The organism is Flavobacterium sp. UBA7680 (assembly GCF_002482975.1).
Lineage (GTDB): Bacteria > Bacteroidota > Bacteroidia > Flavobacteriales > Flavobacteriaceae > Flavobacterium.
Map to the genome: position 1 here is coordinate 168,286 of NZ_DLHA01000029.1, position 19,586 is coordinate 187,871.

The following is a 19,586-nucleotide window of genomic DNA, read 5'->3' on the forward strand; positions in this document are numbered from 1 at the left end:
ATAAATTTGTCTATAGCAAACATAGTTTATTTTATTTTTACTGATATCACTTTCCGCGTAAATTTGTTAAAAATTTTAATCACATGAAAAAAATAGCACTACTCGCAATAATTGCATTTGCCACTGCAGGTGTTTCTGCTGTCGCACAAAAATCAAATAAAAAAGGGATGAAAAAAGTATTATTTGTTGTTACCAGCAACGATAAGCTGGGCAATACAGGAGAAAAGACAGGATTTTGGTCTGAAGAATTTGCTGCTCCTTATTATGAATTATTAGATAAGGGAATTGAAATTACAATTGCTTCTCCGCTTGGAGGACAACCGCCAATTGATCCAAAAAGTGCAGATCCATCATCAGCAACTGAAGACACAAAACGTTTTGACGCTGATAAAGGTTTACAGGAAAAATTAAAAAACACGCTGAAGCTATCAACTGTTAATCAAAAAGATTACGACGCCGTTTTTTATCCTGGTGGACACGGCCCGCTTTGGGATTTAGTTCAAGATAAAAGTTCTATCGCTTTAATCGAAGATTTTTATACTCATAAAAAACCTGTAGCTTTTGTATGTCACGCTCCGGCTGTTTTAAAAAATGTAAAAGTAAAAGGTGAATATTTAGTAAAAGGTAAAAAAGTTACCGGATTTACAAATGCCGAAGAAGAAGCGGTTGGATTAACTAAAGTTGTTCCATTTTTATTAGAAGATGCTTTGGCATCAAACGGAGCGATTTTTTCTAAAGGCGCAAACTGGCAGCCGTATGCTGTTGAAGATGGTCTTTTAATTACAGGCCAAAACCCGGCATCATCTAAATTAGTAGCTGGAAAATTATTAGAAAAATTGAAATAAAGATGCTAAGATTCTAAGTTGCTAAGGTTCTAAGATTTTAGCAACTTGGTGATTAGTAAATAATAATTGAGATGCTAGGCTACTAGAATATTAAGTTTTGAGAAAAAACTTAGAATCTTAGAACCTTAGCATCTTAGAAACTCAAAAAAAATCATGCTAAACTTTGAATTATACAATCCGACAAATTTGATTTTCGGAAAAGGACAAATTGAAAAACTTTCAACTTTAGTTCCAAAAGATGCTAAAATCCTTTTGGCTTATGGTGGTGGAAGTATTTTTAAAAATGGTGTTTACGATCAGGTAATCGCAAACTTAAAAGGTTTTGAAATCGTAGAATTTGGAGGAATTGAGCCAAATCCGCATTTTGAAACTTTAATGAAAGCTGTTGAAGTTATCAAAGCAGAAAAAATTAATTTCATTCTTGCTGTGGGCGGAGGATCTGTAATTGATGGTGTGAAATTTATTTCGGCAGCCGTTAATTTTGAAGGAAATCCAATTGATATTTTACAAAAACGAATTCTGATTAAAGAAAACGCTGTACCATTCGGAACTGTTTTAACGCTTCCTGCAACGGGAAGTGAAATGAATTCAGGTTCTGTGGTTACAATTGAAGCTACACAGGAAAAACTGGCTTTTGGTGGAAGCGCTTTATTCCCAAAATTTTCTATTTGCGATCCTACTGTAATTGAATCTTTACCTAAAAGACAAATCCAAAATGGTGTTGTCGATGCTTTTACACACGTAATGGAGCAATATTTAACGTATCCGCACGAAGGTTTTCTACAAGACAGAATTGCAGAAGGAATTTTGCAGACTTTAATTGAAGTTGGTCCAAAAGTGGTTGAAAATCCAAATGATTATGCTTTAGCTTCAAACTTTATGTGGAGTTGTACAATGGCATTAAACGGATTAATTCAAAAAGGTGTTCCAAGTGATTGGGCAACACATATGATTGGTCACGAATTAACGGCTCTTTACGGAATTGACCATGCGAGAACTTTGGCAATTATCGGCCCAAGTTTATACAACGTAATGTTTGAAACTAAAAAAGGAAAATTAGCGCAATACGGAAGACGTATTTTCAACCTTTCTGGTTCTGATGACGAAGTGGCAAAAGAAGCTATCAATAAAACAGTTGAGTTTTTCCATACAATGGGAATGGACACAAAACTTTCTCAATACACAGATGATTATACCAAAACGGCAGATTTTATCGTAAATCGTTTCGACGAAAGAGGCTGGAAAGGTTTAGGCGAAAATCAATTGGTAACTTTAGATAAAGTGAAGTCTATTGTGGAGCTTAGTTATTAAATAAATTCCAAAATTTAAAAATTCCAAATTCCAATTACATCTAAGATCATTGGAATTTGGAATTTTTAAATTGGAATTTCTACTAAAACTAAAAAAGGCGTTCTTAACAAGTTTAGGAACGCCTTTTCAAAATACTAAAACAAAACTAACTAACTCAATTCTTGATAAATTCATTAAATTCTAATTTACAATTAGTTACAACGCACGTTTTTATTCTTTATTGTATACTTGTTAAAAATATTTTTTATTTTATCCAAACATGCTGAAAACCATTGAAATTAAAGACATTCATCAAATTTCTTAAATCAGATTTTGTATTATTACTACATTATTAAGTACTTTTGTTTTAAATTATTAAAATAATGAGCGGAAAATTAAAATTTGCAGTAATTGGAGGAGGAAGCTGGGCAACGGCAATTACAAAGATGTTATGTGTGAATCTTTCAGAAATTGCCTGGTACATGCGTAATGAATCTGCAATCGAACATATCCAAAAATACAAACACAATCCAAACTATTTAAGTTCAGTTGAATTTGACACCAGCAAACTTAAATTAACAAGCAATATAAACGAAGCAATTGAATTTGCTGATTATATCATTTTTGCGATTCCATCTGCTTTCTTGGATGCCGAATTAAAAAACATGACGGTTTCATTAGCTGATAAAATCATTTTTTCGGCCATTAAAGGAATTGTTCCTGAAACAAGTTTAATCGTTGGTGAACACTTTCACATTCAATACGATATTCCATATTATAATATTGGTGTTATTACTGGTCCTTGCCACGCTGAGGAAGTTGCTCTTGAAAGACTTTCGTACTTAACAATTGCCTGCGGAGATCCTGAAAAAGCGCGTACGGTTGCAAAATCGCTTTCAGGAAATTACATTAAAGCTAAAATTTCTGATGATATTATTGGTACCGAATATGCTGCAATGCTTAAAAACATTTACGCCATTGCTGCCGGAATTGCTCACGGTTTAGGTTATGGAGATAATTTCCAATCGGTTATGATGAGTAACGGAATTCGCGAAATGAAAAAATTCATCCGTAAAGTACATAAAATGAAACGTAACATTAATGATTCTGCTTATTTAGGAGATTTATTAGTTACAGGATATTCTGTTTTCTCCAGAAACAGAATGTTCGGAAATATGATTGGAAAAGGATATACAGTAAAAAGTGCCATGATGGAAATGAGCATGGTTGCCGAAGGTTATTACGCAGCAAAAAGTGCTTATAAACTAAATCAGGGTTACGGAGCAAAAACACCTATTATAGACGCTGTTTATGCTGTTTTATATGATGGAAAAGATGCGAAGTCTGTATTTAAGAAATTGACGGAGTCTTTGGATTAGTTTTTTTGAAGAATATAGAATAAAGAGTATAGAAAATAGACCTATACTTTGAGAATAAAAAAGAGTCAAGACTTATTTAATTTCGTCTTGACTCTTTTTCTTTTCCTGCAAGGTTTCCAAAACCTTGTAGGTATTTATTATAGATGTGTTAAATTCTAAACCTACAAGGTTTTAAAAACCTTGCAGGAGAAATGTTATTTTACCATTATTCCTTCAACAAACAAAATCGGCACTTCTTCCGTATTATTTTCGTTGATTAAGTTTGATTTGAATATGAATTTCTTATCGTACAAAGTATTCCCGATAAAGAACGTTACCATAAATTCATTATTCAAAACCAAAAGGCTTTTCTCTATCATTTCGATCTTTACCACAGAAACAGCCGGAACTTCAACAAAAGCGTGACGTAAAACAGATGTTTTTTTCATTTCGCCATCAATAGTTCCAAATGCTTTTGAAACCACCATAACGCTGTCTAAATTAAAGTCGCTGTCGTTTACAAGATAAGCGTACCACACTTTTTCCATAAAATCATCGCTCCATTCCTGCACCGCAGCAATAAATACGTTCTCTACTTCTGGAATTGTTATATCTTTTTTCATTTTTATTAAAAGCTTTAAAACCTTTGTCAAAGCCTAAACTTCAACAAAGGTTTATTATATTATGATAATAAATTAGACATTCGAATTAATCTAAAATCTACAGTCTAAAATCTAAAATTGCAACTTATATATTTGCTTTAAATTGCTCTAAGAAACGAACATCATTTTCATAGAACATACGGATATCGCCAATTTGGTATAAAAGCATTGCAATACGCTCTACTCCCATTCCAAATGCAAAACCGTTGTATTCGTCTGGATTAATATCACAGTTTTTCAAAACGTTTGGATCAACCATTCCGCATCCACCAATTTCTAACCAGCCCGTTCCTTTTGTGATACGGTAATCTGTTTCCGTTTTTAGTCCCCAATAAATATCAATTTCAGCACTTGGCTCTGTAAAAGGGAAATACGACGGACGAAGACGGATTTTAGATTTTCCGAACATTTCTTTAGTAAAATAAAGTAACGTTTGTTTTAAATCTGCAAAAGAAACATCTTTGTCAATATACAATCCTTCTACCTGATGGAAAATACAGTGTGAACGCGATGAAATAGCTTCATTACGGAAAACACGTCCCGGAGAAATCGTACGAATTGGCGGTTTATGATTTTCCATATAACGCACCTGAACAGATGATGTATGCGTACGCAACAACACATCAGGATTTGTCTGAATGAAAAAGGTATCCTGCATATCACGCGCCGGATGATATTCTGGCAAGTTTAATGCAGTAAAGTTATGCCAGTCGTCTTCGATTTCCGGACCTTCAGAAACGTTGAATCCAATATTGGCAAAAATATCTATAATTTGATTTTTTACGATAGAAATAGGATGACGAGAACCAATAATTACTGGTTCTGCAGCACGCGTTAAATCACCAAAAATTCCTTTTGTTTCTTCTTTGCTTTCAAGTTCTTCCTGAATAACTCTTACTTTTTCTTCAGCAACAGCTTTTAAAGTATTTATTACTTGTCCAAAGTCTTTTTTCTGATCGTTTGGAATATTTTTAAATTCAGTAAAAAGTTCTTTTAATAAACCCTTACTACCTAAATATTTAATACGGAATTGCTCTAAAGATTCTTTATTTTTCTCATTAAAGGCTTTAGCTTCCTCTATATGCTGTTTTATCTTATCTATCATTTTCCTTCAATAATTGAGAGTACAAATTTAAGTAAAAAAGTGAGATGTTAAAGGTTAGACGTTAGAAGTATTCCAAACTTCTGCTATATTTTCAATCCAAAATCTAAAATCTACACTCTAAAATCAAAAATTATTTACTCAATAACGTTTCTTTCTAAAAAATAATTTACAATTGCTTCTTTCATTAAAACAGATTGTTCTCCGGCTTTTAGCGAAGGCAATTGTTCTTTTACTTTATAATGCGGCCAGCCTTCAGCATCAAAAAAATCAAATTCATAAAACCCGTAAGGTTCAAGTAATCTGCAAATTGCAATATGCATTAAGTTTAGTTTTTCATCTTTTTTGAATTCACGGTGCACTTTTCCAAGTTCCTGAACTCCAATTAGGTAAATTATGGCATCTAAATCTAAGTCTTCGCCTTGCGAAAATTGATTTGAAAGTATATCGACGAGCTTTTCCCAGCGCTCTTTTAATTGTGTATCTCTAGACATTTAATTTATGTTTTTTGATTGTAGATTTTAGACTGCTGATTTAAAAAATCAATTCTGAAGGGGGCAGAATCGCAATCTGAACTCTAAATTTTGATTTGCAAAGATACACAGTTCAAATTCAAACACGTTAAAAAAATTAAACACATAAAAACATAGATTTTAAATATTAGATAAATCAAGATTAAAAACAGCTGAACCTTTGCAACTCTGAGCCTCTGAACCTTAAAAAAACATATATTTGCGCCTTTATTAAACATACCAAAACATGAGTTTTTTTGATATTATCGTTGCCGCACTTTTAGTTTACAGTTTATACAAAGGAATTAAAAACGGTCTTTTTGTAGAAGTTGCTTCTTTTATTTCGCTGTTATTGGGAATTTATCTTGCAATTAAATTTTCTTCTTTAATTGCTGACATGATTTCAAAACATGTTTCATGGAACCCAAATAATATACAAATTACAGCTTTTATCCTAACTTTTATTCTGGTCGTAATTGGCGTTTATTTCCTTGCTAAAATATTAACCGGAATCGCTGATTTTGCAATGCTGGGCTGGATGAATAAGTTAGGCGGAGGCTTTTTCAGAATCTTAAAAACAATCCTGATTTTAAGTATTTTTATTGCTTTGTTTGAGAAAATCAACTTCAATAATACTTTCGCTAAAAAAGAAACTTTAGATAAATCTATTTTCTATAATCCGGTGAAAAAAGTCGCGGCTTTTGTTTATCCTTCTATTGAAAAATGGTACGAAACTTTTAAAGAAAAACAGGCTGAAAAATCTGAAGAAAAAAAAGATACTGCTAAAAAAGAATAATACTATTTACAAAGTAAACCCGACAGGTTTTAAAAACCTGTCGGGTTTAATCATATTTATTAATTAGAAAAAACCTTTATAAAAGTTTAAAACTTTTATAAAGGTTTTTTTCAAGAGAGATTAATAGCATTAATAGCCTCCAGTTTTAACTGGAGGTTTGAGAATAGATATACATACAAGGCTTTAGCCAAAATAATGCATTTAGGCTAAAGCCTTTGGTTGTTGAAACTAAAAAACCTCCAGTTAAAACTGGAGGCAATTTATCTGTTTGTCAGGCTGAGCGAAGTCGAAGCCCTTTTATGTTAATCGAGCCTTCGACTTCGCTCAGGATGACAGTAGTTTTCAAAATAATATTTAGAAATTTATTTCTGTTTTCTCATCTTTCTTTAAAGTAATATCTTGTTTTTTATCCCCAAAAATTAAAGTTGTTTTCCTTCCTTTTTTCGAAGAAATAATTACTTTTTCAGGTTTCTTATTGTTCCAGATTATTTCTAATTCAAATCCGCCTCTTGCGCAGATTCCTTTTACAGAACCTTGTTCCCAGGCATCTGGTAAAGCAGGAAGTAATCTAATTTCATTTTCATTTGATTGCACTAACATTTCGGCAACAGCTGCCGCTCCTCCAAAATTTCCATCAATTTGAAATGCCGGATGCGCATCGAATAAATTTGGATAAGTTCCTCCGCCTCTTCTTGGTTTTTCCGTTTTCTTTCCGTCCGGATCAACATAACGAAGCAATTCACGGAACATTTTATAAGCACGGTTTCCGTCCCAAAGTCTAGCCCAAAGATTAATTCTCCAGCCTTTTGACCAGCCCGTTGTTTCATCGCCTTTTATTTCGAGCGTTTTTCTCGAAGCTTCTGCAAGATCCGGAGTTTTTAAAGGCGTAATATGATCCCCCGGAAAAAGCCCGAATAACTGCGATTGATGGCGGTGTTTCGGATCATTATCTTCCCAATCAAAATACCATTCCTGAAGGTTTCCTTTTTTACCAATTTGATACGGATAAAATTTTGCCAATGCTGCTTCTAATTTTTTTCTGAACTCAGCATCAACATTAAGAACTTTTGAAGCTTTTATAGTTTTATCAAAGCATTCACGAATCATAGCTAAATCGGCAGTTCCTCCATATAATGTAGCGCCTACAAAACCATCTGTTAGTTTATATTGATTTTCCGGTGAAGTTGATGGTGATGTAATTAAATTTCCATTTTTATCGGTTACCAGCCAGCCAAGGCAAAATTCTGCTGCACCTTTCATCAAAGGATATCCTTCTTTCTTTAAATAAGCCTCATCCCGAGTAAAAATATAATGTTCCCAAATATGTGTGCTCAGCCATGCGCCCGCTATTGGCCAGCAAGCCCACATTGGTTCTTCTTTTCCAAATTGCCCAACGGGATTTGTCATTGCCCAAATATCAGAATTGTGTGCCGCTGCCCAGCCTTCGTTTACACCATAAAAAGTCTTCGCGGTCACTTTTCCGGTTACCGAAAGATTTTTTATAAAACTCAAAAGCGGCAAATGCATTTCTGAAAGATTGGTATTTTCTGCCAGCCAGTAATTTTCTTCGAGATTAATGTTCATCGTATAATTACTACTCCAAGGCGGATTCAAATACGGATTCCAAATTCCCTGTAAATTCGCCGGAACGCCCAATGTCCTTGAAGAACTTATTAATAAATAGCGACCGTAATTAAAATAGAGAATTTCCAGGTTTTTATCTTCTTTTCCGTCAGCGTAGCGCAGTAAACGTTCGTCTGTTGGTAAATCTGGTGCTGTGGTTTTGCCTAAATCTAACGTTAGACGGTTGTAGAATTTTTGATAATCGGCAATATGAGATTCTTTTAATTTATCAAAAGGTTTTGCAAATGCTTTGTTCAGGTTTTGCAATGCAATGGCTACATCATCAGGACCTTCTGTTGCTGGATTTTTGTCAAAACCATTAAAACTTGTGGCAACAGAAACATAAATAATAGCTTCTGTCGCATCTTTTAAAATTAAAGATTCTCTGGAATTTGTAATTTTTCCATCCGTTTTTTTGATTTGGACTAAAGTCGTAAATTTTGTTCCTCTATCTTTTATCTCCAAATATTTTGGAGAAGCAGTATATCCGGCATTTTCATGAATGGGTGCAGAACCGGTCATTACCAAAATATTATTTCTTACTTCGACATTAGACTGTAAAAGACTTTTTAAATTGATATCAAAATTTAAAGCCCCTTTTTGATCGGCTGTTAATTTGATTACCATAATTTGATCTGGAGCAGAAACAAAATATTCACGTGTATATTTTATGCCGGCCATTTCGTAACTTACTTTTGAAACTGCATTCGAAATATCCAGTTCTCTATGATAATTTACAGCTTTTCCTTTTTCAGAATTATTGATTTCTAATGTTCCTAAAGGCGCATATGACTCGGAGTTTTTTCCCTGAAGTTTCTTGTTTAATTCTTCAGCCAGTTTGTAATTTTCATTTTTTAACGCTTCGCGAATTGCCGGAATGTTTTTATAAGCTTCCGGATTCATTTTAGCATTTACGGGCTCTCCCGACCAAAGTGTGGCATCATTCAAATAGATTTTATCTGAATTTGAACCTCCAAAAACCGTTGCTCCCAATTTCCCGTTTCCTAAAACTAAACTTTCTTCAAAGAAATCGGCAGGTTTATCGTACCATAAAACATTTTTCGATTGCGCCGAAATGTTTGTGTAGTAAGAGGTGAAAAGTAAAATGAGAAATGTTTTTTTTATGATTTTTGGATTCATAGGTTTGTTGTTTTTGATCATGCTTTTACATCTGGTATTTCTGCAATCTTGTCATTCCGAGGAACGAGGAATCTTCGCAAGTAACTCGACAAAGATTGATGATTTACTTTACGGAGTTTCTTGCGAAGATTCCTCGTTCCTCGGAATGACAAAACTATCGTGTTAATCTTGCACTACCAAATAATTGTTCCTAACGGAAAATTTCTTATCACCTTTGTTCGCGTGAGGGATAGGAGCTGGCTACCGAAGTAGCGCGGATAGCCCGACCGTACCGAGATAAGAAGGCGTATTTACGCAAAGTATATTTGCCTTCTTATCTCGGTATGGTCACGCCCAAATGATTATTTACTCACTTTATAAACTTCATTCGCCGTAATCATTTCCCAATTATCAGTTCTAAATGGTGATGCCGGAAATTTTTCTTTATTGAAAAGATTGATTTCGGTATCGTCATCTGCCCAGCCGTAATGAACGACAACGGGATTTTGAACCTGATCGCTTGATACAACTATTTTATTGTCTTTAATTATCGCTTTCGCAGAATGAAAAACTTTATCTGCGCCAGCAATTTCGAATCCTTTTAGTTCATCGTTATTTGGCGTTGATAATCCAGTTCCTAAATTGTCGAAAGTCAAAATAATTTGATTTCCTTTTATTTCTTGTGATTTATAAGTTGGTCCGCTGTGAACTTGTTTTTTGCCATAAACATTGTTTAAAGCAACTGCTGCCAAACGCAAACCGATATCTTGTTTATTAGTTGGGTGAATATCTTTTGCATTTCCGATATCGGTTGTAACGGCCATTCCTGTATTTGGTAATTTTAAAGTTTCAGATTGTGCTTCGCGAAGTTCTGCCCAACGGCTTCCTGTTTTACTGTTTCCGTTGAACTCATTGAAAGTTGATAATTGAACGAAATAAAAGGGAAAATCACCTTGTTTAAATTTGGTTCGCCAGTCTGTAATCATTAACGGAAATGCTTTTTTATACTGATTCGCTCTCCAAACATTCGCTTCGCCCTGATACCATAAAACGCCTTCAATAGCATACGGAACCAGCGGATTTATCATTGCATTGTATAATAGCGAAGGATAACTGTTTGGTGACAAAGCTGTTTTGACAACAATAACTTTAAATTTCCATTTTCCGTCAAGCGGAATATTTTTACTTCCGAGAGCTAATTTTAAATCTGCAGATTCGCCGTAGATTCCGCCTCCGCCGCCGTTATCGACAATTCTGACTGCAATTACATTTTTGCCTTCTTTTAAAATATTTGATGGGATTTCGTAAACACGTTTTATATCGTATTGTGTATTTCTTCCAACTTCAATTCCGTTTACATACGTAATGTCTTCATCATCGATTTTTGAAAGATAAAGTGTTAATTTGTTTTTAATATCTTCTGCAGAAAGCGTAATTGTTTTTCGCATCCAAACAATTCCGTCTAAATCGCCTAAAGGTTGGTTTTCCCATAAACTCGGCGTATTTAATTCTCCCCAAGATGAATCGTTGAAATCAAATTCTTTAAAAGTATTTTCATTATCTGTACTTACCGGAGTTCCTTGAATTTTTTCGACTCTTTCTTTCATGTTTTTGGCGTACAATTTCGAGATCGAATCTACATTTAGCGAAGGAACTTCAGCAATCATAGATTTGAAATCGTCGCTTTTTTGAAATGCTTCACGGCTTGTCCAGGTTTCTACATTAGTTCCGCCCCAGGAAGTATTGATGATTCCAATTGGGATTTTTAATTCGGCATATAATTTTCTGGCGAAATAATATCCAACTGCTGTAAAATTACCAACTGTTTCTTTATTTGCTGTTTCCCATTTTCCCGCTTTTAAATCGTCTTTTGGTTTGCCGCTTAAATCTTGTGCAACTCCAAAATGACGAATCATTGGATAATCAGAATTAGCAATTTCTTTTTCGGCATTTATAGTTTTTGAAACTTGAAATTCCATATTCGATTGTCCGCTGCAAATCCAGACTTCACCAACCAAAATATTTTTGATCGTGATTTTATTTTTTCCGATAATGATTAATTCGAAAGGTCCGCCTGCTTTTTCAGAATTTAGATTTAAAGTCCATTTTCCGTTTTTATCGGCAGTTGTTTTTTGTATTTGTTTGTTAAAATGAACCTCTATTTTTTCATTTGCATCGGCAAAACCCCAAACTGGGATTTTTTTGTCGCGCTGCAGCACCATTCCGTCAGAAAACAGCAAAGGCATTTTGACATTAGCATTAGCTAAAACATTTATTATCAGAAAAATAAATACAACACATTTTTTCATTTCTTCTAAATTTAAATTGATTAAACCATATAAGTGATATAAGTAAAATTAAGTTTTAAATTATAATTGAACTTAAATTATCTTATATCACTTATATGGTTTAGATATTTTTTCTACTGTAATCCTTCTTTCAAAGCGGTTAAGGCCTGAGTATCGAAAACGGAATTATCACTTCTATTAAAAATTCCAAAACCATTATTTCCGATGCTTCCTTCGTCCCAATAAAAAGGTAATAATCCATTTGCTTTTGCTGTTTTTACCACCGTTTTTAAATAATACGCTCTCGAAGCTAAATGTAAAGTTAAGGCATCTCCAGTTAAAGACGTTCTGCGTATGGCTCCAAATTCTCCTAATAAAACCGGAATTCCTTTATCGACAAACTGGGTTTTCATTAATTTAAAGTTTTTCTCCAAATCAGCTTCTTCCCCATAAGTTGCATTTCGTTCCGTATCGGTTGTGGAATGATAATTTGCTCCCCAATAATAGAACATTTTTCCCCAGCTTTCATCTTTGGTTAAACCGCCAAAATTCCACGGAGCATAATAATGAACCTCAACCATCATTCTGCTTGTCGCAGAATCTGTTGGCAAAGTAGTCATTAATTTGTTTGTTTTGTCAATATCAGTTGTTGGTCCCTGAACCACTAAAGTACGATAGGCATTTTTTCCTCCGGTTGAGCGAACTGCGTTTATAAAAGTTTGATGATAGGAAGTTAAAACTGCCATTTGTGCGGCATCTTCAACCGCTGGTTCATTGGCACTCGCAAAAAGCAAATGTTCGTCAAATCCGCGTAAATGTGTTGCGATTTGTTCCCAAAAAGCTTTTTGTTTCGCATTGTTTTCTACTTTTTTAGCTTCGGTAATATTATTTTCCAGCCAGCCGCCGTCCCAGTGAATATTTACTAAAACATACATATCATTATCCACACAATATTGAACTACTTCTTTTACTCTGTCCAGCCATTCGGTTTTGATTTTTGCTGTTGCAGCATTTTCCAAATTCTGGTTCCACGAACACGGAATTCTTATCGCATTAAATCCGTTTGCTTTTACAGCATCTATCAACGCTTTTGTCACTTTTGGATTTCCCCAAGCGGTTTCTCCTCCGGTTGCTTCCAATGTATTTCCGATATTCCAGCCCAATTTTATTTTTGTCGCTAATTGTACAGCTGTACTTGACATTCCGGATTGATCTGCCGTAATTGGGTTTGTATTGTAACTTGGATATAAACTCGTAACAACCGCCGCGCCTGCCTGAGTAACTGCGATTTGTACCGATGAAGTTTCACCTGAATTAATTGTAATCGTTCCCATTCTTGCTTCTGTACTTGTATTTTCTGAAGCTGTTATTTTAACAGTAATAGTTCCAGATGTTCCTCCTGCCTGACTTAACTGAATCCAGCTTGAATTTGGATTACTAATGGTCCACGCCGTAACATTTGTATTTATTTTTACGCTGGCTTCGCTTCCTTTGCTTACAAAATCAATTTTATTGGTATCGATTGTAAGTGTTTTTGCCGTTGCTTTTTCTTCTTCTTTATCTGAACTGCATGCCCAAAGACTTAAAAATGAAAAGCATAAAAAGGCACTTAAGAAATAAGTTTTAATTGTATTTTTCATCTTATTTGATTATTACAGCGATTTCTTTTTTAATATCTCTTGAAGAATTCCCCACTTTTAAAGTGTATTTTCCTGGTTCAACTGTCCATTTTTTGGCAGCAACATCATAATAAGCTAATTCTTTTACCGGAACTTTAATTGTAACGGTTTCAGATCCTCCAGCTTTTACCAATACTTTTGCAAATCCTTTTAATTCCTGAGCTGCTCGAGTAACTTTAGAATCTGATTTTGCAACATATAATTGAACTACTTCTTTTCCATCCACTTTTCCTGTGTTTTTTACTTCAACAGAAACTGAAATTGTTTCATTTTGCGCATAATCTGTTTTATCTGATTTCGCATTTTCAAAAGCAAAAGTGGTGTATGATAATCCATAACCAAAAGGATATAAAGGCGCAATGTTTTTAGTATCAAACCAACGGTATCCTATTAAAATTCCTTCGGCATAATTTACTGTTTTTCCTCCAGGGAAACTGTTTGTGGCGTGCGCAGGAGAATCCACAATTGCTTTAGGCATTGTCCAAGGTAATTTTCCCGACGGATTTACTTTTCCTAATAATACATCGGCTAAAGCATTTCCTCCTTCAGAACCATTAAACCAAGACCAGACTACAGCTTGCGATTTTTTACTGATATTTTCAATTTCAAAAGGCGCTCCGGCAACAAAAACTACAATTGTTTTTGGGTTTACAGCCAATACTTTTTGAATTAATTCTTCTTGTCCGAATGGTAAATGCAAATCTCTACGATCGGAAGCTTCTGTTTCGTAATCACGGTTTGAACCTGCAAAAATGATGGCAACATCAGATTTTTTAGCGGCTTCAACTGCTTCCTGAACTTTTGCCGGATCTAACTGATCAATTGTTACCGGACCATTTGAGGTTATGTTTCCTAAATTTCCTTTATTTTTTTCGTCGTAACGCTCTAAATATCCTTCAGCATAATTGATTTTTATTGAAGATGGAAGTCTGTTTTTTAAACCTTCAAGCGGCGTAATTTCTCTTTTTGTTTTTACTCCCGCACCAAATCCGCCAAGAGCGTTTTTCTTTGTGGCGTTGTTTCCAATTACGGCGATAGATTTAACTCCGTCTAATTTTAATGGCAATGCGTTGTTATCATTTTTCAATAAAACTACCGCTTCTGCAGCAATTTTATAAGCGTCTTGGTAATGTGCTTCGGTTGCGATACTTCCTTTTGCACGTTCGCCCCCGCCCATTGCTTTAACCTGAAATAAAACTCGTAAAATACGTTTTACATGAAGATCAATTTCTTTCTCTGAAACTTCTCCGGATTTAACCGCAGCAATTAATTTATCGGCTAAGAAAAATTCATTGAACGGTTTTGGTGTTCCCATTTCAATATCTAAACCATTTTTTAATGATTTTGCTGTAGAATGCACCGCAGCCCAGTCTGAAACCACAATTCCTTTAAATCCCCATTCGTCACGAAGGATTTTATTTAGCATATAATCGTTTTCACATAAATATTCTCCTCTAAATTTATTGTAAGCGCCCATTATGCTGTATGCTTTTGCTTCTTTTACCGAAGCTTCAAACGCCGGCAGATAAATTTCGCGAAGTGTACGTTCGTCAATTTGCACATCAACATAATCACGATTGGTTTCCTGATTGTTTGCTGCGAAATGTTTCACGCAAGCCATTACGTCTTTTTCCTGTAAACCAACGATCAAAGGCACTGCGATTTTTTTATTCAAAAACGGATCTTCAGACATGTATTCGTAAGTTCTTCCTCCAAGGGGCGTTCTTACCATATTAATTGCCGGAGAAAGTAACATGTCTTTGTCTCTTGCACGTAATTCTTCTCCTAAACTAGTTCCGAAAGTATGCGCCATTTCTGCATTCCACGTTGCAGCCAAAGCGCCGCCTGCCGGATAATAAGTTGCAAAATCGTTTGTCCATCCTGCCGGAGCCCAATTGTCACGTGAAATTTCTTCACGAACACCAAGCGGTCCGTCGGCCATTTTTAATTCCGGAATTCCTAAACGTTTTACGCCCGCATTGGCAAACATACTGTTACCGTGCAGCATTCCAATTTTTTCCTCAAGTGTCATTTGAGAAATTAATTTATCTATTTCGGCATCATGTTCTGTACCGATTTCTTTTCCTATATATTCTTTTTGAGCTGATTCAGCATCTGAATTTTGTACTTCATTTTTGCACGAAACAAACAGCATCACTGCCAATGCTGCTGAGAAGTATATAAATTTGTTTTTCATTGATTGTGGTTTTTTAGTTTTTAGATTTTATAGTTAGTTTACTGTTTTACAAATCTAAACATATAAACATCATTTTCATTAATTGAAATATCTCTATTAAAGGTTCCTTTTGAATCTATTTTTATTTTTTCTGTGGAAATTAAACAGTCGTTATTTTTTTCTTTCAGCAATTTTACCTGTTCTTTACTTAACTGTTTTGGACTTTTCATTGCCAGATAATCGGCATAAACATCGTGTGTTTTATAACCGACTTTGTAAATTTCTAAATCATATTTTCCTTTTGCTAAATGGTCTAATTCGATTTTTACAATACCTTTTGATTTCGACAGTAAATCCTGAAGATAATAGGTTTGATTTAAAACTTTATCGCCCGGATGTGTATTGGTAAAATCCCAGAACAAAAGCTGTACATCGCCTTTTTCATTTTTGGTTATCCATGAATTTTTATCTGAATTTTGAAGTTCTGTTTCTCCTAATTTATTCATTAAATAATAAGAGAAATAAGCTGGTTTTTTAATTCCCTGCGTATTCAGTAATCCGAAGCCGCCGTGGAAAGGTGTAAATCTTGGTCCTGCTTCTTCAAAAATATCGGTGAAAACCCAATACGACATGGAGTTTGCCGCATTGCCAACTTGTTTTATTTTCTGCAGAATATACGCTGCGGAATGGTAACTGTCGTGAATTGGATCTGCCGGAGTATAAGAAGTGCTCCATTCTGTATAATGTAATTCTAGATTTGGTTTTGCCGAAGTTGCTATTTGTTTTCTTGAATTTAAAATATCACCGCTTACGCTGAATTCATCCTGACTCAAAATTGTTCCCGATGTTCCGAATTCGTCCAGATATCCGTGTTTTACGCCGTAAGTATGTGTTGAAATAAAATCGATTGGAACATTATTCTTCGCACAAAAATCAATTGTTTCTGGAACCCACGCTGCGCCTGCAGTTGCCGGGCCACCGACTTTGTACTCTTTATTTACATTTTTTACTGCACGCGCTGCATATTCATATAACTTGAAATAATCGGCTTGTGTTCCTGTCCAGAAACCTGGTGATAAATTAGGTTCGTTCCAAACTTCAAAATACCATGTTTTTACTTCGTCTGCTCCGTAACGTTCTGTAAAATGCTGCGTTAAATTTTGAATTAAATCTTCCCATTTTTTATAATCTTTAGGAGGCGTTACGTTTCCTTTCCACCAAAAAATAGTTTCTTTTCCGCTTGCCAATGCATTCGGCATAAAACCTAATTCTACGAATGGTTTCATTTTTAAGCTTACAATATAATCGAACAAAACATCGACATATTGATAATTGTATTCTGGATTTCCTTTTTCATCTTCACGATAAACCGCCATATCATCGGTCAATAAACCGTGCATTCGGATATATTTAAAATCGCATTCTTTTTTAACCAAAGCTAATTGTTCCTGCCAATCGGCACGCAGACCTTCGTTTGCTCTTCCTGCGCCAATGCATTCTTTAAACATCGTGTTTAGTTTTCCTGCGTCTTTGTTGTAGTCGATTTTTATGATTCGGTTTTCAGCATTACTGTTTTGTCCAAACAAATTAATATTGATTAGATTAACGAAAATCAGGAATGTTATAAAAATTCTTTTCATATCTGTTCGGAATTACGTTGTGTTAGACGCACTGTTGTGCGTCTCTACGAATTGCGTTGCGCATAATCGCTATGTGAGTAAACCCGACAGGTTTTTAAAACCTGTCGGGTTTTAATATGCGTAATTATAATTTCTTAAATCTAATTGCTGTTCCTCCTGCTCCGCCTAATTTTAATTTTAGCGAATCTGAAGCTTTTACGGTTTTCTTCGAAATCGCTACTGCTTCGGGATTGTGTTTTTGATCTGTTCCTTCTGCATCGGCATAAATTTGTGCTTCGTATGTCGCGTTTTTATCTAAGAAGGAAAGTGAGATTTCTAGCTCTCTTGGGTTTTCATTCGTGATACTTCCTAAAAACCAATCGGCGCTGTTTCTATCTTTACGGGCAGTTGTGATGTATTGACCAATTTCTCCGTTTAAAACTTTAGTATCTTCCCAATCTGTTGGAACATCTTTTAAGAATTGTAAAGCTGGTTTTCCTTCGTAGTTTTCAGGAAGATCGGCAAGCATTTGAATTGGAGAATAAGTGGTAACATAAATCGCCAATTGCTGCCCCACTGTTCCCTGAATTCTTTTTCCCGGATAACCTTGTTTTACCTCAACATCAAAAATTCCAGGTGTAAAATCCATTGGCCCAGAAAGTAATCTTGTAAATGGAATAATGCTTAAATGATTCGGCGGATTTCCTTCACTCCACGCATTATATTCTTGTCCGCGCGCGGCTTCTCTCGAAACCATGTTTGGGAAAGTTCTGCGTTCTCCGGTATCTTTTATCGATTCGTGGTATAAAACCGCTAAATCATATTGTGCTGCTTTTTCTAAAATATATCTGAAATAATTTACTCCAAACTGCCCAAAGTGCATTTGTTTCATATTTAATTTAGAACCTACGTGTCCAATTTTTACGGTATGAATTCCGAGTTTTTTGTATAAAGCAAAACCTTCGTCAACTTGTTTTAAGTAATTAATCAGGTTTGAACCTGTTTCGTGATAACCAATTAATTCGATGTTCTTTTTCTTTCCGTATTCCACCACTTTTTCTAAATCGAAATTGTCGGCATTTTGGGTGAAACTAAACATGTGCATACGGTTTTCATACCAGCCCGGCGTCCAGCCTTTGTTCCAGCCTTCAATCAATAAATGATGAAAACCTTCTTTTGCCGTAAAATCAATATATTCTTCGGCGTGTTTTGTGGTTGCGCCTTGTTTGTCGCTTTCCCAAAAAGTATATTTCCCAATGTGCATTCCCCACCAAATTCCTAAATATTTATAAGGTTTGAAATAAGTGTTTGTGTTTTTTAATTTGTTTGGTTCATTCAGATTTAAAATTAAATAAGACATAATTAAATCTGCAGGTTTTTCACCAATTTGAATCGTTCTCCAAGAAGAAGTGAAGGTATCTTTTACACGAACTTTTACACCGTCTGCCCAAGGAACCAAATCTGTTTTTAATTGTGTGCCTTCATTATTTACCAAAGTTGTACTGGCGTAATCAATTAGATTTGCTTCATGAAAACTTAATGCTAATCCGCTTTTGCTTTCTATTGTAAGCGGAGTTAAAACGGTATCTAGTTTACTAACGGGCGCAGCTTCAAATAAATATTCATCTCTGTTTTCTCTGTTTGCCGGAATCCACCATGCTTTTCCATCTTCTTTTAAATTAAAAGTCGTTTTTTCATCCATAATGAAAATACTGTCTTTTACATTTTGTTTTGGATATACATATCGAAAGGCAACTCCGTCATCAAAAGCTCTAAACTGAATTTCCAGTTTACGTTTGTTTCCTGTTTTTTGCTGTAACTCTACCGAAAGCTGATTGTAATGATTTCGGATGTTTTTCTTTTCTCCCCAAACTTGTTCCCAGGTTTCGTCAAAAGTGGAGTTTTTTACATTTTTGATTTCGAAGTTGGTACTGAAATCTTCATTTCCTTTCAATAAAAACCCTAAATCCGATGGCGTAATGACTTCCGTTTTTCCGTGTGAAACGGCATATTTTGGAGCATTTTTTATCAGTTCGAATTTGATTTTATTTTGTCCGTTTGGCGAAGCGAGTTCGTAAGCATTTTTTACTTTTTGGCTGTATCCAATCGAAACTGAAAGTAATAAAGCGGGAAGAATGAGGTGTTTTTTCATGGTCATTTTCTTAATTCATTTTTTAATAAATCGGGCGTTGCAAAGCTTTCGCCCGATTTAGAAACTCAACAAAAACTTATTTTTAATGCTGTATGTGATTTTTAAACACATAGAGACATAGATTTACTAAACTTATAAAAGGCATTTCATTTGTTTAAACAAACATAGCTGAATTTGATGTTCACATTTTTTACATTTTCTTATCTCGTAGAGATTTTATATCGGTAGAAAAAGAGAAATCCGTTTCCAGTGTCCCGTTAGGGACTATATGTTTTCTAAATTTGTTTAGTCCCTAACGGGACAAAATATAATGCGTAATATTTTTTTTCTACCGATATAAAATCCCTACGGGATAAACACGATCT

Annotated in this window: 13 protein-coding genes; 4 read left to right on the plus strand and 9 right to left on the minus strand. The window is 34.8% G+C overall.

All coding sequences use genetic code 11. The annotated features are described in order from the left end of the window. Window positions 1-83: 83 nt before the first annotated feature. The 3 genes from B3C18_RS12955 (at window position 84) to B3C18_RS12965 (ending at window position 3,514) form a co-directional block, all read left to right on the plus strand. Entirely contained in the window at window positions 84-845 is a 762-nt protein-coding gene (locus B3C18_RS12955) for a type 1 glutamine amidotransferase domain-containing protein (RefSeq protein WP_291147411.1), read from the plus strand. 153 nt (window positions 846-998) lie between these two features. Continuing rightward, a complete protein-coding gene (locus B3C18_RS12960; protein WP_291147413.1) occupies window positions 999-2,156 on the plus strand; it encodes an iron-containing alcohol dehydrogenase in 1,158 nt (385 codons plus the stop codon). Window positions 2,157-2,518: 362 nt separating this feature from the next. Continuing rightward, a complete protein-coding gene (locus tag B3C18_RS12965) occupies window positions 2,519-3,514 on the plus strand; it encodes an NAD(P)H-dependent glycerol-3-phosphate dehydrogenase (protein ID WP_291147415.1) in 996 nt (331 codons plus the stop codon). A gap of 194 nt (window positions 3,515-3,708) precedes the next feature. On the opposite strand, the gene B3C18_RS12970 is transcribed toward B3C18_RS12965, so the two are convergent. From B3C18_RS12970 to B3C18_RS12980, 3 genes are all read right to left on the minus strand, one after another. Then, window positions 3,709-4,116 carry a hypothetical protein gene (locus B3C18_RS12970; protein ID WP_291147417.1) on the minus strand — a complete coding sequence of 136 codons (408 nt, stop codon included), beginning with the start codon at window positions 4,114-4,116 and terminating at the stop codon, window positions 3,709-3,711. A 124-nt stretch (window positions 4,117-4,240) separates the two neighbouring features. Further along, window positions 4,241-5,260 carry a phenylalanine--tRNA ligase subunit alpha gene (gene pheS, locus B3C18_RS12975; protein WP_053473415.1) on the minus strand — a complete coding sequence of 340 codons (1,020 nt, stop codon included), beginning with the start codon at window positions 5,258-5,260 and terminating at the stop codon, window positions 4,241-4,243. 134 nt (window positions 5,261-5,394) lie between these two features. Beyond that, window positions 5,395-5,751 carry a hypothetical protein gene (locus B3C18_RS12980; protein ID WP_291147420.1) on the minus strand — a complete coding sequence of 119 codons (357 nt, stop codon included), beginning with the start codon at window positions 5,749-5,751 and terminating at the stop codon, window positions 5,395-5,397. 265 nt (window positions 5,752-6,016) lie between these two features. On the opposite strand from B3C18_RS12980, the gene B3C18_RS12985 reads away from it, so the two are divergent. Beyond that, the gene (locus B3C18_RS12985) at window positions 6,017-6,565 is read left to right on the plus strand and encodes a CvpA family protein (RefSeq protein ID WP_291147422.1); all 549 of its coding nucleotides are present in this window, start codon (window positions 6,017-6,019) and stop codon (window positions 6,563-6,565) included. 354 nt (window positions 6,566-6,919) lie between these two features. Here the strand turns inward: B3C18_RS12985 and B3C18_RS12990 are convergent, their stop codons facing one another. The 6 genes from B3C18_RS12990 to B3C18_RS13015 all read right to left on the minus strand — a co-directional run bounded on the left by B3C18_RS12990 (window position 6,920) and on the right by B3C18_RS13015 (window position 19,221). Further along, complete coding sequence (locus B3C18_RS12990) at window positions 6,920-9,328, minus strand: glycoside hydrolase family 95 protein (RefSeq protein WP_291147424.1); 2,409 nt, start codon at window positions 9,326-9,328, stop codon at window positions 6,920-6,922. A 341-nt stretch (window positions 9,329-9,669) separates the two neighbouring features. Then, window positions 9,670-11,616, minus strand: coding sequence for a sialate O-acetylesterase (locus tag B3C18_RS12995; RefSeq protein ID WP_291147427.1), 1,947 nt, complete (start codon window positions 11,614-11,616; stop codon window positions 9,670-9,672). 113 nt (window positions 11,617-11,729) lie between these two features. Beyond that, complete coding sequence (locus B3C18_RS13000) at window positions 11,730-13,235, minus strand: cellulase family glycosylhydrolase (protein ID WP_291147429.1); 1,506 nt, start codon at window positions 13,233-13,235, stop codon at window positions 11,730-11,732. Window position 13,236: 1 nt separating this feature from the next. Continuing rightward, on the minus strand, window positions 13,237-15,471 hold the full coding sequence (locus tag B3C18_RS13005; RefSeq protein WP_291147431.1) for a glycoside hydrolase family 3 C-terminal domain-containing protein: 2,235 nt from the start codon (window positions 15,469-15,471) through the stop codon (window positions 13,237-13,239). Window positions 15,472-15,509: 38 nt separating this feature from the next. Beyond that, complete coding sequence (locus B3C18_RS13010) at window positions 15,510-17,090, minus strand: GH39 family glycosyl hydrolase (RefSeq protein WP_291147433.1); 1,581 nt, start codon at window positions 17,088-17,090, stop codon at window positions 15,510-15,512. Between the two features lie 124 nt (window positions 17,091-17,214). Beyond that, window positions 17,215-19,221, minus strand: a complete 2,007-nt coding sequence (locus B3C18_RS13015) for a glycoside hydrolase family 97 protein (RefSeq protein WP_291147435.1) — start codon at window positions 19,219-19,221, stop codon at window positions 17,215-17,217. Between the last annotated feature and the right edge of the window lie 365 nt (window positions 19,222-19,586).

Bases quoted from the DNA above. Each gene is read 5' to 3' on its own strand.
- B3C18_RS12955 (WP_291147411.1), top strand. From the start codon at position 84: ATGAAAAAAATAGCACTACTCGCAATAATTGCATTTGCCACTGCAGGT.
- B3C18_RS13000 (WP_291147429.1), bottom strand. From the start codon at position 13,235: ATGAAAAATACAATTAAAACTTATTTCTTAAGTGCCTTTTTATGCTTT.
- B3C18_RS12985 (WP_291147422.1), top strand. From the start codon at position 6,017: ATGAGTTTTTTTGATATTATCGTTGCCGCACTTTTAGTTTACAGTTTA.
- B3C18_RS12960 (WP_291147413.1), top strand. From the start codon at position 999: ATGCTAAACTTTGAATTATACAATCCGACAAATTTGATTTTCGGAAAA.
- pheS (WP_053473415.1), bottom strand. From the start codon at position 5,260: ATGATAGATAAGATAAAACAGCATATAGAGGAAGCTAAAGCCTTTAAT.
- B3C18_RS13005 (WP_291147431.1), bottom strand. From the start codon at position 15,471: ATGAAAAACAAATTTATATACTTCTCAGCAGCATTGGCAGTGATGCTG.
- B3C18_RS13010 (WP_291147433.1), bottom strand. From the start codon at position 17,090: ATGAAAAGAATTTTTATAACATTCCTGATTTTCGTTAATCTAATCAAT.
- B3C18_RS13015 (WP_291147435.1), bottom strand. From the start codon at position 19,221: ATGAAAAAACACCTCATTCTTCCCGCTTTATTACTTTCAGTTTCGATT.
- B3C18_RS12970 (WP_291147417.1), bottom strand. From the start codon at position 4,116: ATGAAAAAAGATATAACAATTCCAGAAGTAGAGAACGTATTTATTGCT.
- B3C18_RS12990 (WP_291147424.1), bottom strand. From the start codon at position 9,328: ATGAATCCAAAAATCATAAAAAAAACATTTCTCATTTTACTTTTCACC.
- B3C18_RS12995 (WP_291147427.1), bottom strand. From the start codon at position 11,616: ATGAAAAAATGTGTTGTATTTATTTTTCTGATAATAAATGTTTTAGCT.
- B3C18_RS12965 (WP_291147415.1), top strand. From the start codon at position 2,519: ATGAGCGGAAAATTAAAATTTGCAGTAATTGGAGGAGGAAGCTGGGCA.
- B3C18_RS12980 (WP_291147420.1), bottom strand. From the start codon at position 5,751: ATGTCTAGAGATACACAATTAAAAGAGCGCTGGGAAAAGCTCGTCGAT.